Genomic DNA, 15504 nt, shown 5'->3' with positions numbered 1-15504 from the left:
CGCCGTCGCCGCGACAGCCGTGACGTGACCACTCCGCAGAACCGCCACGGCGCCCCGGACCTCTCCGGCCCGCCGCAGCAGCAGTCCGGCCCGCACCGCGTCCCGCAGCAGTACCCGGGTCCCCAGGGCCCCGGACACCACCGGCAGCAGTACGCGCAGGACCCGCGCGGCGCCGCGCCGCAGGGCCGGGCGCCGCACCACCAGCCTCGGCCGCAGCACTCCGGCGGGCACCCGAACCCGTACTACGACGGCAACCCCGACGTCCCCTTCGGCGGGCCGCCCTTCGGCCGCACCAACTCGGGCGGGATGCCGCAGCAGCAGGCGCCCGCCGGCGCCCAGCCCTGGCCGAGCGCGGCCCAGCGCGCCGCCGTCCCGCAGCAGCGCACCGCGGCCCCTGCCGTCGCCGCCCCGGCCGTCGCGCCGCGCAACGGCTTCGGCGTCACTGCGCTGGTGCTCGGGATCCTCGGCCTGCTGTTCTCCTTCATCCCGTTCATCGGGGTGATCGCCTGGCCGCTGGTGCTGCTGGGTCTGCTGTTCGGCGTGCTCGGTGTCGTCCGGGCGAGCCGGGGCCGTGCGGACAACCGTGGGGTCGCGATCGCGGGCACGGTGCTCTCGGCGATCGGGCTGGTCATCTGTGTCCTCTACGCCTCGGTGTTCGCCGCCGCGGTGTCCGGCCTGCCGCCGGCCGTGCCGACCGCGGCCCCGGCCGTGTCCGCACCGGAGTCCGACGTCGCCGCGTCGGCGCCCGCGACCACCGGTGGTGACGTGATCACCTACGAGGTCAGCGGTTCCGGCACCGCCGGGAACATCACCTACGTCAAGGACGACACGATGGGCATGGAGCAGGTCAACGGGACCTCGCTGCCCTGGACCAAGGACGTCACCTTCGACGCGGGTGTCCTCACCTTCCAGCCGCTGTCGTTGATGGCCCAGTCCGGGTCCGGCGGGAGCGGCGAGATCTCCTGCCGCATCCTGCGCAATGGCGAGGAGATCACCTCCTCGACCAGCTCAGGTCCCTACGCGGTCGTGAGCTGCAACGGCAGCTGACCCCCACACGTACGCCGGGACGCTCCCCAGCGACGTGCTCCCGCAGTCGCTGGAGTGGTCACACACGACGAGCGTCCCGACGGACGACGAGGCCCTCCCCGGGGACGCCCGGGGAGGGCCTCCCCCCATCCGGGCTCGGGTCGCCGGCGGCGGTGTTGTCAGCGGCTCGCGGCCCGCCGGTACTGCCAGCTCGCCAGCGGCGCGAAGACCGCGACGATCGCGACCGACCAGATCAGCACGTAGAGCACCGGGTGCTGCAGCGGCCAGGCGTCCGAGACGGACGCGGACGCCGGGATCGCGCCGTCGTTGCCGAACAGGGACCGTGCGGCCGCGGTCACCGCCGAGACCGGGTTCCACTCGGCGAACACCCGCAGCGGGCCGGGCAGCGAGTTCAGCGGCACGAAGGTGTTCGCGAGGAACGTCAGCGGGAAGATCACGACGAACGACGCGTTGTTCACCACCTCCGGGCTCGGCACGAGCAGCCCGACGAACGCCATCACCCAGGAGAAGGCGTAGGCGAACACGATCAGCACGGCGAACCCGGCGAGCGCCTCCCCGACCGAGGTGTGGATCCGCCACCCGACCAGCAGCCCGGTCAGCGACATCACCACCAGCACGATCAGGTTGTTCACCACGTCGGAGAGGGTCCGGCCGGTCAGCACCGCCGACGACGACATCGGCAGCGACCGGAACCGCTCGATGATGCCCTTCTTGACGTCCTCGGCGAGCCCGGCGCCGGTGTTCGTGGCCCCGAAGATGACGGTCTGGGCGAAGATCCCGGCCATCAGGAACTCCCGGTACCCGGCCCCGCCGCCGGTCGGGTCGATCGCGCCGCCGAAGACGTAGGCGAACAGCAGCACGAACATGATCGGGGACAGGGTCGTGAAGACCAGCAGGTCCGGGACCCGCTTGATCTTGATCAGGTTGCGCTTCGCGACGACGGAGGCGTCGGCGAGCATGGTGGCGGCGGCGTTCACGGGGTCGGCTCCTCGGCCTGGTCCGCCTCGTCGGCGGGGCGCCCGGTCAGGGTGAGGAAGACGTCGTCGAGCGTCGGGCGGCGCAGCCCCGCGTCGTCGACCTTGGTGCCGGAGTCGGCGAGCCGGTCCAGCGCGGCGCGCAGCACGTCGACCCCGCCGCTGACCGGCATGGTCAGCGAACGGCGGTGCCGGTCGAGCACCGCCTCGCCGACGCCGAGCGGAGCCAGGTGCGCGGCGGTCGCGTCGAGGTCCGCGGCCGCGCTGACGGTCACCTCGAGCCGCTCCCCGCCGACCTGGGACTTCAGCTGGTCCGCGGTGCCGCGGGCGATGACCCGGCCGTGGTCGATGACCACGATCTCGTCGGCCAGCGCATCGGCCTCCTCCAGGTACTGGGTGGTGAGCAGCAGCGTCGTCCCGCGTGCGACGAGCCCGCGGATCACGTCCCACAGGTCGTTGCGGCTGCGCGGATCCAGCCCGGTGGTCGGCTCGTCGAGCAGCAGCACCGGCGGGTCGGCAACGAGTGCCCCGGCCAGGTCCAGCCGGCGGCGCATCCCGCCGGAGTAGGTGCGGGCAGGCCGGTCCGCGGCGTCGGTCAGGCCGAAGTCCGCCAGCAGCTCGCGGGCACGGTCCCGGGCCCGGCGGCGCCCCAGGTGGTAGAGCCGCCCGACCATCTCCAGGTTCTCGAAACCGGTCAGGTACTCGTCGACCGCGGCGTACTGCCCGGACAGGCCGATCCGGCTGCGCACCGCGGCGGGATCGGCCAGCACGTCGACGCCGGCGACGGTGGCGGTGCCCGCGTCCGGTGTCAGCAGTGTGGTCAGCACCCGGACGACCGTGGTCTTCCCGGCGCCGTTCGGGCCCAGCAGGCCGAGCACGGTCCCCTCCGGCACCGACAGGTCCACCCCGTCGAGTGCCCGCAACGACCCGTAGGTCTTGACCAGTCCCGTGGCGCGGATCGCGTCCGGCATCGTGAAGTCCCCCTCGAACGACGTGAGCGGACGCCACTGTGCACCACGACCCTGACAGATTCGGCCCTGTTTCCGCTCAGCGCCGCGCGTGCGCGACCAGCATCCGGCGCCCGACCAGCATCAACGCCGCCGACACCAGCATCACGACGGCGTTGACCGTCCACGCGGTCGGGAAGCCGGCGTGGGTGGCGAGCGAGCCGAAGACGATCGGCCCGGCGAAGCCGCCGGCGTAGACGCCGACCTGCACGATCGACGTCGCCGCGGCCGGGGCGGACGGGTTGAGCCGCACGACGGCGAACTGCAGCAGGCCCGGCCACGCCCACCCGAGCCCGAACGCCAGCACCACGCCGAAGACCAGTGCGGGCGTCCCCGGGACGGCGAGCAGCACGAACCCGATCGCGCCGGACGCGAGGCTCGCCGCCACCACGGCCACGTGGCCCCCGGTGCGACGGTCCGCCAGCCACCCGTGCAGCAACCGCGCCGACAGGCCCACGACGCTGCCGAGGGTCAGCACCAGCCCGGCGAGACCGGGGTCGATCCCACGGTCCACCGCCGACGCGACCAGGAAGATGCCGAGCGCCGTCGCGGTCCCGGCGGCCAGCCCGGAGGCCGCGCCGATCACCGCGAGCGCGCCCGTCGCCCGGTCACCCTTCCCGGCGCGGGCCGACGGCCGGGCGTCGGCCCGCGGGCAGGCGAACAGGGCGGCGAGGGCCAGCAGGGCGCCGATCCCGTAGGCCCAGCGCCAGCCCACGGTCAGCGCCACCGCGGGCACGGCCAGCCCGGCCAGCAGCGTCGCCGCCGGGATCGCGGCCTGCTTCACCCCGAACGACAGCCCCATCCGGTGCGCGGGCACCGAGCGCGCGAGCGTCAGGTTCGACGACAGCTGGCCCATCACGTTGCACCAGGCGCCGCAGAGCAGCAGCACGACGAGCGCGACGTAGGACCGCGCGCCCAGCCCCAGGGCCGCCATCAGCACCGCCGCCCCGACGACGGCGATCCGGCTGGTCACCCGCGACCCGAACCGCTCGACGACCATCCCGACCGGCAGCGAACACAGCGCACTGACCCCGAAGTACAGCGCCACGACCAGCCCCAGCCCGGAGGGGTCGAAGGCCAGGTCGCGCGACAGCTGCACCGCCAGGGCACCGGTGAGGAACACCGGCAGCACCGACGCCGTCGTCACGATCACCGCGCCGGTGGCGACGCGGAAGGCGGACGGTGCCGCGGTGTCCGTCGTGCCCGTTTCGGTTGCGATGCTCACGTTCAGCAACGCTAACCGATATGCGTCATCCCTGGATGCGGGAGCTCCCGCGACCTGCCCACTCCTTCTCGCGCAGCTCGAACTTCTGGACCTTGCCGGTGGAGGTCTTGGGCAGCTCGTCGACGATCTCGACGTACTTCGGCGCCTTGTAGCGGGCGATCTTCGTCTTGACGTGGTCGATGAGCTCCTGCGGCTCGGCCGAACGGCCTGCCCTGAGCACGGCGAAGCCCTTGCAGACCTCGCCCCACTTCTCGTCCGGCACCCCGACGCCGGCGGCCTCCAACACCGCGTCGTGCGACACGATCGCCTGCTCGACCTCGACGGTGGAGATGTTCTCCCCACCGGAGATCACGACATCCTTGGCCCGGTCGCGCAGCTCGACGTACCCGTCGGGGTGCACGACCCCCAGGTCCCCGGAGTGGAACCAGCCGCCCCGGAACGCCTCCGCGGTCTTCTCCTCGTCGCGGTGGTAGCCCTTCATCACGTTGTTGCCGCGCATCACGATCTCGCCCATCGTGGCGCCGTCGCGGGGGACGTCGGCCATCTGCTCGTCGACCACCCGCACCCGGTCCGCGCACACCATGCCGACGCCCTGGCGGGCCTGCAGCCGGCCGCTCCTCGCCGTCGAGGTCGTCCCAGGCGTGCTGGTACTGGTTCACCGCGTACGGCCCGTAGGTCTCGGTGAGCCCGTACACGTGCACGATCCGGAACCCCATCCGCTCCATCTGCAGGATCGTCGTCGGCGACGGCGGCGCCCCGGCCGTGGTGATCACCAGCTGGTAGTCCAGGGTGACGGCCTCGGGCGCGTTCATGATCGTCGTGACGACGGTCGGGGCGCCGTTGAGGTGGGTGACGCCGTGCTCGCCGATCAGCCGCCAGATGGTGTCGCCGCGGACCTCGCGCAGGCAGACGTGGGTGCCACCGACCGCCGTCACCGCCCACGGGGTGCACCAGCCGTTGCAGTGGAACATCGGCAGCGTCCACAGGTAGACGCTGTCCGCGCTGTGCCCGGAGTGGACGATCTCGCCGAAGGAGTTCAGGTACGCACCGCGGTGGTGGTACTCGACGCCCTTCGGGTTGCCGGTCGTCCCCGAGGTGTAGTTGATCGTGATGGTGGCGCGCTCGTCGTCGACGGCCCACGGCCGCGGGGCGTCCGAACCGCGGGCGAGCAGGTCGGCGTAGCCCAGACCGGAGCCGACGCCGTCGCCGGGCGCCGCCGGGTCGACGACGGTGACGATCTCGCGGACCGTCGCCAGCTCGTCGGCGACCGGGCGGACCGTCTCGTACAGGACGGCGTCGACGACCAGCACCGTGGCCGCCGAGTGGTCCAGGATGTAGCGGACCTCCTCGGTCGACAGGCGCGTGTTGATCGCGACCAGGACCGCGCCCGCGAGCGGCACCGCGAAGTGCGCGACGAGCATCTCCGGGACGTTCGGCAGCAGGTAGGCGACCCGGTCACCGGGTTCGACGCCCGATGCGGCCAGTGCGTTCGCCACCCGGGTCGCCTCCGCCGCGAACTCGGCGTAGGTGTACCTGCGGTCGCCGTAGACGATCGCCGTGGACTCCGCGAACACCTCCGCCGAGCGACCCAGGAAGGCCAGCGGGGTGAGCGGGGTGGTCCAGACGTCGGTCGTCGCGCCCTGTGTCACGGTCGGCTCCTTCGCAGGCGGTGCACTCGTCGCCGCGATCCTGCTCGCCGCGGGGAGTACCCGGCAACCTGCTGCTCCGACCGCCGACCGCCGGGGGGCGTGCTGTTGCTTCGCCCCTGGACCGCCGGGGCTCGTGCTGCTGCTTCGCCCCTGGACCGCCGGGGCTCGTGCTGCTGCTTCGCCCCTCGACCGCCGGGGCTCAGTGCCGCTGCTTCGCCCCTCGACCGCCGGGGCTCAGTCCTCGATCGTGATGGCGGCCTTCGGGCAGCTCCGTGCCGCCTCCTCGACCTTCGGCCGCAGCGCCTCGGCCGGGTTCTCGTCGAGGATGTAGAGGTAGTCGTCGTCACGCACCTCGAAGACCTCCGGCGCGACACCCATGCAGACCGCGTTGCTCTCGCAGCGGTCGAAATCCACGATGACCTTCATGGCACCCATGGTGCCCCCGTCCGGGTCGACGCCGCAGGACTGAGGGCCCCCTGACCTGCGGTTATGCTTCCCTTCCTCGGTTGGGAAGGCTGCAGGTCAGCGGCTGTCGCCGGTCCGGGCGGCGGTCGGCAACGGCTGCGGAGCGAGGTTCGCGCGGGCCTGCACGGGCGTCGGCGGCGGGGTGGTGTGCGGTATCCGGTGAGGAGCGCGGTCGTCGCCCGGGTCGTCACCGGGATGCTGCCGACCGAGGGCATGCGCACGTCGTCGGGTTCGAGCATCGCGGCCACACCGAGCACGACGCCGAGCGCCACCGGGGCGGCCAGTGCCGCGAGTCGCAGTCGCGCCGAGTCCACGCACACCTCCACGTCGACGACCGCGCGGAAGGATGCCGGGGAGCGGCAGCGGCCGTCGACCAACCATCGGGACGCGGCCGCCCGCCGTTACCGCCATCGGGTGATCCGGGTCAAGCGGAACGCGTCCGGACCACCCGATGGAGAGCGCTCACTCCCTGCGCAACACCGGACGCAGCGTGTCCAGCACCGACGCGTCGTCGATGGTGGAGGGCACCGGTTCCTCGACGCCGTCGGCGATCCCGCGCATCGTCTTGCGGAGGATCTTGCCGGAACGGGTCTTGGGCAGGGCGGGGACGATCGCGACGTCCTTGAGCGCGGCGACCGCGCCGATCTGGTCGCGCACCATCTGCACGAGCTCGGCGCGCAGCCCGTCCTCGTAGCCCTCCGCGTCGCTGTCGACGCCGGACTTCAGCACCACGAACCCGCGCGGGATCTGCCCCTTCATGGTGTCCGCGACGCCGATCACCGCGCACTCCGCGACGTCCGGGTGCGAGGCCAGGACCTCCTCCATCCCGCCGGTGGACAGGCGGTGGCCCGCGACGTTGATGACGTCGTCGGTGCGGCCCATGACGAAGACGTAGCCGTCGGCGTCGAGGTGGCCGCCGTCGCCGGTGAGGTAGTAGCCCTCGAACGCCGACATGTAGGAGCTGACGTAGCGCTCGTCGTCGTTCCACAGGGTCGGGAAGGCGCCGGGCGGCAGCGGCAGCTTCGCCACGATCGCGCCGTCGACGCCGGGCTCGGACCGGGTTGCCCCGCTCGTCGAGGACCTGGACGTCCCAGCCGGGCATGGCCCGGGTCGGCGAGCCGGGCTTGATCTCCAGCAGCTCGATACCCGCCGGGTTGGCCGCGATCGGCCAGCCGGTCTCGGTCTGCCACCAGTGGTCGATGACGGGGATGCCGAGCAGGTCCGAGGCCCAGCGGTGCGTCTCGGGGTCAAGGCGCTCACCGGCGAGGAAGAGGTACGTCAGCGACGAGACGTCGTACTGCGCGAGGAACTCGCCCTTCGGGTCCTCCTTCTTGATCGCCCGGAACGCCGTGGGCGCGGTGAAGACCGACTTCACCCCGTTCTCCTGGACGACCCGCCAGAACTGGCCGGCGTCCGGCGTGCCGACCGGCTTGCCCTCGTAGAGCACGGTCGTCGCCCCGGCCAGCAGCGGCGCGTAGACGATGTAGGAGTGGCCGACGACCCAGCCGACGTCGGACGCGGTGAAGATCGTCTCGCCGGGGCCGACGTCGTAGATGTTGGGCATCGACCAGGCCAGGGCTACGGCGTAGCCGCCGGAGTCGCGCACCACGCCCTTCGGCTTGCCGGTGGTGCCGGAGGTGTAGAGCACGTAGAGCGGGTCGGTGGCCTTCACCGGGACCGGGGCGGCCGGCGTGGCGCGGGCGACGGCCTCGGCCCAGTCGACGTCGGTCGGGCCCAGCCGCGCGGTGGCCTGCTCGCGCTGCAGGATCACCGTGGACGCGGGCTTGCGCTCGGACAGCTCGATCGCCCGGTCGAGCAGCGGCTTGTACTCGATGACCCGCTTGCCCTCGATGCCGCAGGATGCCGAGACGACGACCTTGGGCCCGGCGTCGTCGATCCGGACCGCGAGCTCCTTGGCGGCGAACCCGCCGAACACCACCGAGTGGACGGCGCCGCGGCGGGCGCAGGCGAGCATCGCGATCGCGGCCTCGGGGACCATCGGCATGTAGACGACGACCCGGTCGCCGTGGCCGACGCCCTGGTCGCGCAGCACGCCCGCGAACAGCGCGACCTCGTCGTGCAGCTCCGCGTAGGTGTAGGTGCGCCGCGACCCGGTGACCGGTGAGTCGTACACCAGGCGGTGCGGTCGCCGTTCCCGGCGTCGACGTGCCGGTCGAGCGCGTTGTACGCGACGTTCAGCTCGCCGTCGGGGAACCAGCGGTAGAACGGCGGGTTCGACGCGTCGAGCGCGCGGGTGGGGGCGACGTCCCAGTCGATCCCGTCGGCCGCGCGGAGCCAGAAGCCCTCACGGTCGTCCACGCTGGAACGGAAGATCTCCTCGTAGGCGGTCACCGTCGTCCTCTTCCCCTGGCGATCCCGGCGGCCCACGGTGGCCGCCCCTCGTGTCGCCGACGACCCTAGGACGGGGCACCGACAGTGCGCAGCCCTCGCCCGGCAGGACCGATCCCGAGGGGGAGGCCGCTCGCCGACCACGGGGCGCCGATCGTCGCAGTGTGACCGGACGGATCCGTAACGTGATCGGGTGACGGCTCGACACAGCGCGTGGGGCACCCGTCCGATCCGCGGGCGGGGCGAGTGGAGGAGAGGCGGTGCCGGTGCGGCCCGACGACGGTGCGGTCCGGTGGCGTGCGCGGCGCGGGCCCGCCGGCGCGGCGGTGCTCGGAACGCTGCTCGTCGGACTCGTCGCCGTGGGCTGCGGCCCGGCCCGGTCGGTCGTCCCGGCCGCCGCCGCGGCGACGACGTGCACGCCCGGCTGGACCGCCGCCTGGCACGCCGCGCAGCAGGCCGTCCCCGGCGACAGCCTCGCCGGTCGGACGCTGCGGATGGTGGTGCGGCCCGGCGCCGGGGGGGAGCAGCTGCGGCTGCGGCTGTCCAACCGGCACGGCGACGGGCCACTGCGGATCGCGGCGATGACCGTCGGCACCACCGGTCCGGGTGCCGCGGTGACCCGGCCGGTCCCGCTGACCGTCGGCGGCGCGCCCGTGGCCGACATCCCGGCGGTCGCCGAGGTGCTGACCGACCCCGCTCCGGTGGCCGCCGCGGCGGGCGTGCCGCTGACGGTGAGCCTGTTCCTCGCCGAGGTGCCGCGCACGATCGGCTCGCACCCGGTCGCGATGCGCACCGCCTGGCTGTCCGGGCCGGGGGACCGCACCGGGGCCCCGGACGCGGCGGGCTTCGACACGACCCTGCAGTCCTGGCCGGTGCTGACCGGCTGGAGGTACTGGCGCCCCGTCCGGACGGGCGCGGTCCTCGTGATCGGGGACTCCCTCGTCGACGGCGTGGGTTCCACCCCCGGTGGCGACGACCGCTTCCCCGACCAGCTCGCCGCCCGGCTTTCCGCGGCGGGCGGCGACCGGCCGATGACCGTGCTGAACGCGGGGCTGTCGCGCAACCAGCTGCTGCAGGACGACCCGCCGGCCGGCGGCGACGCGCCGTCGACCCGCTGGGACGACGACGTGGCCGCCGTCCCCGGCGTACGCGACGTGGTGCTGCTCGTCGGGACCAACGACCTCGCCGCGGGCGCGGCCGGCGGCGACCTCGTCGCCGGGATGCAGGAGTTCGCCCAGCGGGCCCGGGCCGCGGGTCTGCGCGTGTTCCTCACCACCATCCCGCCGTCGGCCAGCGGTGGTCGCGCCGCACCGTCGGCCGTCGCGGCCCGGGACGAGGTCAACGACTGGCTCCGTTCGGAGGGCCGTCGCTGGGCCGACGGAGTGATCGACGCGGCCGCCGCACTGGGCGACCCGGGTGACCCGCTCCGGCTCCGTCCCGACCTGGACTCCGGCGACGGGCTCCACCCGTCGCCCGCCGGGTACCGGGCGCTGACGGCATCCGTGCCGGTCGGGGAGCTGTCCGGGAGCCCCTGCCGGACCTCCCCGGATCGCTGAGACGCACCCGCCCTACGCAGCTCCGCGTGACCGGCCGTCACCCGGGAAGGGGCGTGCAGGGTCCACACACGATGGGTAACGTCTTGGTCACAGCCACAGCACGTGGCGGTACCGACGGACACCGGCTCGCGGCGCGCCCCACCGGACGTGCCCGGAGCAGGTCCTGGCGGCCTACGGGGAGGCCTCGTGACCATCGGCGCGAAGCGCGGCATCGACGACGACACCAGTTCCATTCCGGCGCCGCGGAACGCGGCCGACGCCTTCAAGGTGTCCGACGAGCAGGTGCAGCGCGCCCGGCTCGTCGTCGCACGGAACTCCGACGACTCCGAGGACCTGCGCGAGCTGCTCGACATGCTGGGGCTGATCTCCGGCAACCCGGAACAGCCGCCACCCGTGGCTCGCTGACCTGCGGCGATGCCGGAACTGGGGGGTGGTGGTTGCAGGGTCCCCCGGACCGGTGTCGTAAGGTTTCCTCACTCCCAACGGACAGCCGTTGAGGGAAGGTCGAGGCCCACGGGTCTGGTCCCAGCCCCCATCGTCTAGCGGCCTAGGACTCCGCCCTTTCAAGGCGGCAGCGCGGGTTCGAATCCCGTTGGGGGTACCGGGAGAGGTGTCGGATACGATGCTTCTCGTAAGAGCAAGGCCCAGTGGCGCAGTTGGTTAGCGCGTCGCCCTGTCACGGCGAAGGTCGCGGGTTCGAGTCCCGTCTGGGTCGCTCCACTCTCTGGATCTCCGGTTTCCCGGAGGCCGGGGCCAGGTAGCTCAGTTGGTACGAGCGTCCGCCTGAAAAGCGGAAGGTCGGCGGTTCGACCCCGCCCCTGGCCACACTTCCCTCAGCGGCCGATCTCCTCCGCATCCCGGATGTAGGCCTCGGCGAACCCCGCCCCCCACCGGTCCATCACCTCGACCACCGGCTCCAGGGTCCGCCCCAGCCGGGTCAGCCGGTACTCCACCCGCGGCGGGACCTCCGCGAACACGGCCCGGTGCACGACGCCGTCGCTCTCCAGCTCCCGCAGCTGCCGGGTTAGCGTCTTCGTGTTCGCCGACGGGACGAGCCGGCCGAGCTCGTTGAACCGGCGGGGCCCGTCCAGCAGGTGCTTGACCAGTGTCAGCTTCCACGTGCCCCGAGGACCGACACGGCGACCTCGACCGGGCACACCCCAGCGCGCGGATCACGGGCAGGCGCACAGCAACCCCCCCCCAAGCGACAGAAATGTCCGTACTGGTCAGGTCGACCCTGCGCGTCGACCATCGCAGTATGCCGTCCGTCCTGTGGTTGAGCGCCCACCCCGAAACCTCCTCGCTGAACGGTGAGCTGCGACGAGCCGGTGTCGACCGGCTGCGTTCCCGCGGCCACGACGTCGTCGAGTCCGACCTCTACGCGATGCACTGGGACCCGGTCCTGCGGCCGTGCGACGGGGGCGTCGACAGCGGCACGTTCCGCGTCGGAGCCGACACCCGGGCCGCGTACCTCGAGGGCCGGCAGGCGCCCGAGGTGGCCCGTGAGCAGGAGAAGCTGCGCCGGGCCGACGCGCTCGTCGTCCAGTTCCCGCTGTGGTGGTACGGGATGCCCGCGATCCTCAAGGGCTGGTTCGACCGCGTCCTGGTCCACGGGTTCGCGTTCGGGACCGACGCCGCCACCGGCCGGCGCCTGCGGTTCGAGCAGGGGCGCCTCACCGGCAGGCGTGCGCTCGTCCTGACCACCCTCGGCGATCGTCCGGCCGCGATCGGGCCGCGCGGCATGTCCGGCGAGCTGCATCAGCTGCTGTTCGGTCTGCTGCACGGCACCTTCGCCTACACCGGGATGGACGTCCTCCCGCCCTGGGCGCTCCCGAGCGCCGACCACGTCGAGGACCTCACCGCGGTCCGGACCGACCTGTTCCGGCGGCTCGACGGTCTCTTCGACGACGACCCGATCCGCTACCGGCCGCAGTTCACCGGGGAGTACACCGGCGGCTGGGAGCTCGCCCCGCACATCCGGCCGGGGGAGACGGGGCTGGACGTGCACATCGCGGGCTGAACCGGGTCGAGGGGGCCATGATCGGAGTATGAGCGCCCACCCCCACGACATCACCGTTCCCGGTCCGCCCCGGCTGGAGGAGGTCTCCGAGGGGCTCTACGCCTACGTCCAGCCCGACGGCACCTGGTGGATCAACAACACGGGGCTGCTGGTTGGGCCGCAGGGCGCCGTCGTCGTCGACTCCTGCTCCACCGAACGCCGGACCCGGGCGTTCGCCGCCGCGATCGGCGAGGTCACCGACCGGCCCGTGCGCACGCTGGTCAACACCCACCACCACGGGGACCACACCTGGGGCAACGCCCTGTTCTCCGGTGCGACGGTCGTCGCGCACGAGCGGGCGCGCGCGGAGATGATCGCGTTCGGGCCGCCCCGGGACCTGCCGTTCTGGGACCACGGCGACTGGGGCTCGCTGCCGCTGGACCCGCCGTTCCTCACCTTCACCGACCGCGTCGCGCTGCACCTGGGGGACCTGCGGGTCGACGTCGTCCACACCGGGACGCCCGCGCACACGACCAACGACGTCCTCGTCCACGTGCCCGACCGGTCGGTCCTCTACTGCGGCGACCTCGTCTTCCACGGCGGCACGCCGTTCCTGCTGATGGGGTCGGTGACTGGGGCGATCGACGTCCTGGAGCAGGTGGTGCTGCCACTCGGAGCCGCGACGACGGTGCCCGGCCACGGCCCGGTGTTCCAGGGCGACGGGCCGGTCCGGGACATGCTCGACTACCTGCGCTTCGTCGTCGACCTGGCCGAGCGCGCCCGCGACGCCGGCATTCGCCCGCTGGAGGCCGCCCGCGACACCGACCTCGGCCGGTTCACCGACTGGCCGGACGCCGAGCGCATCGTCGGGAACCTGCACCGCGCCTACGCCGAGCTCGACGGCGCCGAGCGCGGCGCCCCGATCGACGTCATGACCGCCCTCGCCGAGATGGTCGAGTACAACGGCGGCCGCCCACTCACCTGCCTGGCGTGAGCACCGGCCGCGGCGACGACGACCGCGCCCGGACCCGACGGCCGCCGGCGGTCGGGACCGTCCCCGCGGACCAGGTGGAACCGAGCGCGCCCGGCATCCGTTGTCCACCCGTGTCCGTGATCGTCGACCGAGCCCTGCGTACCGCCGTCACCGTGCTGCCACGGCGGTGGCGGACCGACCGGCACTCCGCCCTGGTCGGGCTGACCGCGCTGCGCCCGCACCTCGGCGTCGCGGGGCTGGGGGTCGCCGGCCTCCTGCGACTCGCCGGGCTGCGCCGCACCGCGACGGCGGTGGGCCTGGCCGGTGCCGCGGCCGCCGCCCCCGCGCTGCGACGGGTGCTGCCCCGGCCCGCCGGTCCGCTGCCGGACGGGCCCGAGCTGACGGTGCTCGTCGCCAACGTGCTGCTGGGGCGTGCGGACCCCGGTGCGCTCGCCGCGACGGTGACCCGGGAGCGGCCGGACGTCGTTGTGCTGCCCGAGGCGGGCGTCGCCTACCTCGACCGGCTCCTGCCCCTGCTCGCCGGCTACCGCGGGTGGTCGTCGGTCCCGAGCGGCGTCCCGGACCAGCACGGCACCGTGGTGCTGGCCGCGCCGAGGGCCGGGGACGTGGACGTCCGGCCCGGGGAGGGCATGCGGCTGCCGCACCTGGAGGTCACCGGCGGCCTGCTCGGCACCCGGACGCTGTACGCGGTGCACACCTCCGCCCCGACGAACCCGCGGTGGACCGAGCTGTGGGCCGGTGAGCTCGCGCTGATCGGGGAGTGGACCCGCGCCCGGCCGACACCGGTCGTCGCCGGGGACCTCAACGCCGTCGTCGACCACCGGCGGCTGCGTCGACGCCACCGACGGCACCGGGCGGGGGCTCGTCGCGACCTTCCCCTCGTCGCTGCCGCGCTGGGCCGGTATCCGCATCGACCACGTCCTGGTGCCCCGCGGATCGGTGACCCGCCGTCACGTCGTCCTCGACACCCCGGGCAGCGACCACCGCGCGGTGCTGGTGACCGTGCGGCTGCCCGACGCTCAGGAACCGTCGCGGTAGAGCTGCGCGGAGCGGCTCTCCTGGGCGATGCGGCGCAGGGCCGCGAGCAGGGCGTCGCCGAGGACGGTGCCGATCAGCGCGGTCTCCGCGGCATGCTCCCGGCCGGTGGTCCGCCCGATCGCGGCCATGTCGCCCTCCGCGGCGCGGTCGGCGGCCTCGGCCCACGCCCGCAGCGTGGTCTCGCCGGGAGCCAGGCCCAGCTCCCGCATCCGGGCCAGTACCGACCGGGCCCCGGCCAGGGCGGGTGCTCCGTGCTCGACCTGCCAGCCCACGTGGGTCATCGCCTGCTCCAGGTCCGCCTCCGCCTCGTCGAGCGAGCCGGACGCCCCGACGTCGCCGGTGATCGCATAGACCGTCCGGCCGAGCATGGCGTGCAGGCTGACCGCGGGGTCGTCGACGGCCGACAGCACCTCGCGGACGGTGGCGATCGGTAGCCCACCGACCTCGACGAGTGCCCGGATCAGACGGAGCCGGCGCAGGTGGGTGTCGTCGTAGCGGGCCTGGTTCGGTGACGTCGTCTCGCCGCGGGGGAGGAGGCCCTCGCGCAGGTAGTACTTGATCGTCGCGACGGGGACGCCGGACGACCGGGACAGATCCGAGACTCGCACCTGCGAGACTCTAGCTATCCGTTTCGAACCCGGGGCTCCGACAGCCCGTCGACGAGGCCGAGGGTCACCGCCTCCGACGCCGACAGCCAGCGGTCCCGGGCGTCGTCTGGCAGCGGGGCGCCGCAGTAGGTCGCGGTCAGCGACTCGATCTCGCGACGACGCCCGGCGAGGTGGTCGGCCCGGACCCGCACGTCGCCGGGGTGGGAGCCGCGGACCGGGCCGTCGGCGGTCGGGAGGAACGCGGCGTGCGCGCGGGCGAGCCGCTTGCCCGGCGTCCCGGACGCGACGAGGAACGGCACCGGGCCCGCGAGCGACCCCGCGGCGACGGTCGCGACGTCGACACCGAGCGTGCGGATCGTGTCGTGCACGGCCATCGCCGCGACCGGGGAGCCGCCGGGGGCCAGCACGTGCAGGGTGACGTCGCGTCGCGGGTCCTCCGCGGCGAGCAGCAGCAGGCGTGCGCAGGTCTCGGCGGCGACCTCGTCGTCGAGCTCGCGGGCGAGCAGCACGATCCGCTCGCCGAGCAGGCGGTCGGCGGGGTCGGATGGGGTGGACAGGACGGGCATCGGATCTCCGCTCCTCGGGTGTCCGCC

General features: G+C 73.5%; 12 protein-coding genes, 3 tRNA genes and 3 pseudogenes. 9 read left to right on the top strand and 9 right to left on the bottom strand.

Annotated features, from left to right (window positions below):
* The first annotated feature begins 24 nt into the window (after positions 1-24).
* Positions 25-1047, top strand: coding sequence for an MmpS family transport accessory protein (locus KPL57_RS23295; RefSeq protein ID WP_226353175.1), 1023 nt, complete (start codon positions 25-27; stop codon positions 1045-1047).
* A 158-nt stretch (positions 1048-1205) separates the two neighbouring features.
* Here the strand turns inward: KPL57_RS23295 and KPL57_RS23290 are convergent, their stop codons facing one another.
* From KPL57_RS23290 to KPL57_RS23265, 6 genes and pseudogenes are all read right to left on the bottom strand, one after another.
* Positions 1206-2024: an ABC transporter permease gene (locus tag KPL57_RS23290; RefSeq protein WP_369804802.1), complete on the bottom strand. Its 819-nt coding sequence runs from the start codon at positions 2022-2024 to the stop codon at positions 1206-1208.
* Positions 2021-2992: a daunorubicin resistance protein DrrA family ABC transporter ATP-binding protein gene (locus tag KPL57_RS23285; protein ID WP_020622752.1), complete on the bottom strand. Its 972-nt coding sequence runs from the start codon at positions 2990-2992 to the stop codon at positions 2021-2023. The genes KPL57_RS23290 and KPL57_RS23285 overlap by 4 nt, the downstream gene beginning before the upstream one ends.
* Positions 2993-3068: 76 nt before the next feature.
* Positions 3069-4253, bottom strand: a complete 1185-nt coding sequence (locus KPL57_RS23280; RefSeq protein WP_226353174.1) for an MFS transporter — start codon at positions 4251-4253, stop codon at positions 3069-3071.
* 25 nt (positions 4254-4278) lie between these two features.
* Positions 4279-5902 (bottom strand): annotated as a pseudogene (locus tag KPL57_RS23275) (long-chain-fatty-acid--CoA ligase).
* A 234-nt stretch (positions 5903-6136) separates the two neighbouring features.
* Positions 6137-6328, bottom strand: a complete 192-nt coding sequence (locus KPL57_RS23270) for a ferredoxin (RefSeq protein WP_043276655.1) — start codon at positions 6326-6328, stop codon at positions 6137-6139.
* Positions 6329-6829: 501 nt separating this feature from the next.
* Positions 6830-8719, bottom strand: a pseudogene (locus tag KPL57_RS23265) (propionyl-CoA synthetase).
* A 257-nt stretch (positions 8720-8976) separates the two neighbouring features.
* Here KPL57_RS23265 and KPL57_RS70070 point away from each other — a divergent pair.
* The 5 genes from KPL57_RS70070 (at position 8977) to KPL57_RS23240 (ending at position 11097) form a co-directional block, all read left to right on the top strand.
* Positions 8977-10272 carry a GDSL-type esterase/lipase family protein gene (locus KPL57_RS70070; protein ID WP_226353173.1) on the top strand — a complete coding sequence of 432 codons (1296 nt, stop codon included), beginning with the start codon at positions 8977-8979 and terminating at the stop codon, positions 10270-10272.
* Positions 10273-10458: 186 nt separating this feature from the next.
* Positions 10459-10677, top strand: coding sequence for a hypothetical protein (locus KPL57_RS23255; RefSeq protein ID WP_020622469.1), 219 nt, complete (start codon positions 10459-10461; stop codon positions 10675-10677).
* A gap of 123 nt (positions 10678-10800) precedes the next feature.
* Positions 10801-10873: transfer RNA gene (locus KPL57_RS23250), tRNA-Glu, on the top strand.
* Between the two features lie 40 nt (positions 10874-10913).
* Positions 10914-10987 (top strand) — tRNA-Asp (locus tag KPL57_RS23245).
* A gap of 36 nt (positions 10988-11023) precedes the next feature.
* Positions 11024-11097 (top strand) — tRNA-Phe (locus KPL57_RS23240).
* Positions 11098-11105: 8 nt separating this feature from the next.
* On the opposite strand, the gene KPL57_RS23235 is transcribed toward KPL57_RS23240, so the two are convergent.
* Positions 11106-11429, bottom strand: coding sequence for a helix-turn-helix domain-containing protein (locus KPL57_RS23235; protein WP_226353172.1), 324 nt, complete (start codon positions 11427-11429; stop codon positions 11106-11108).
* A gap of 101 nt (positions 11430-11530) precedes the next feature.
* Between KPL57_RS23235 and KPL57_RS23230 the strand changes: the two genes are divergently transcribed.
* The 3 genes and pseudogenes from KPL57_RS23230 to KPL57_RS72590 all read left to right on the top strand — a co-directional run.
* Positions 11531-12292 (top strand): NAD(P)H-dependent oxidoreductase, encoded by a 762-nt coding sequence (locus KPL57_RS23230; RefSeq protein ID WP_226353171.1) that lies wholly within the window; start codon positions 11531-11533, stop codon positions 12290-12292.
* Positions 12293-12320: 28 nt separating this feature from the next.
* Positions 12321-13265 carry an MBL fold metallo-hydrolase gene (locus KPL57_RS23225; RefSeq protein ID WP_226353170.1) on the top strand — a complete coding sequence of 315 codons (945 nt, stop codon included), beginning with the start codon at positions 12321-12323 and terminating at the stop codon, positions 13263-13265.
* Positions 13253-14189 (top strand): annotated as a pseudogene (locus KPL57_RS72590) (endonuclease/exonuclease/phosphatase family protein); the annotation flags it as partial. The gene KPL57_RS23225 and the pseudogene KPL57_RS72590, both read left to right, overlap by 13 nt.
* A 95-nt stretch (positions 14190-14284) precedes the next feature.
* Here the strand turns inward: KPL57_RS72590 and KPL57_RS23220 are convergent.
* Together KPL57_RS23220 and KPL57_RS23215 are read right to left on the bottom strand one after the other, a co-directional pair.
* Entirely contained in the window at positions 14285-14911 is a 627-nt protein-coding gene (locus tag KPL57_RS23220) for a MerR family transcriptional regulator (protein WP_020626629.1), read from the bottom strand.
* A gap of 14 nt (positions 14912-14925) precedes the next feature.
* Positions 14926-15477: an ATP-dependent Clp protease proteolytic subunit gene (locus KPL57_RS23215; protein ID WP_020626628.1), complete on the bottom strand. Its 552-nt coding sequence runs from the start codon at positions 15475-15477 to the stop codon at positions 14926-14928.
* Positions 15478-15504 lie beyond the last annotated feature (27 nt).

Source organism: Pseudonocardia sp. ICBG601 (genome assembly GCF_020496245.1).
The sequence above is the reverse complement of the archived record's forward strand: the minus strand, read 5'-3'. Positions and strand labels throughout refer to the sequence as shown.

Excerpts from the sequence above, each read along its gene's own strand:
- KPL57_RS23285 (WP_020622752.1), bottom strand. The coding sequence starts at position 2,992 with ATGCCGGACGCGATCCGCGCCACGGGACTGGTCAAGACCTACGGGTCG.
- KPL57_RS23270 (WP_043276655.1), bottom strand. The coding sequence starts at position 6,328 with ATGAAGGTCATCGTGGATTTCGACCGCTGCGAGAGCAACGCGGTCTGC.
- KPL57_RS23230 (WP_226353171.1), top strand. The coding sequence starts at position 11,531 with ATGCCGTCCGTCCTGTGGTTGAGCGCCCACCCCGAAACCTCCTCGCTG.
- KPL57_RS23225 (WP_226353170.1), top strand. The coding sequence starts at position 12,321 with ATGAGCGCCCACCCCCACGACATCACCGTTCCCGGTCCGCCCCGGCTG.
- KPL57_RS23215 (WP_020626628.1), bottom strand. The coding sequence starts at position 15,477 with ATGCCCGTCCTGTCCACCCCATCCGACCCCGCCGACCGCCTGCTCGGC.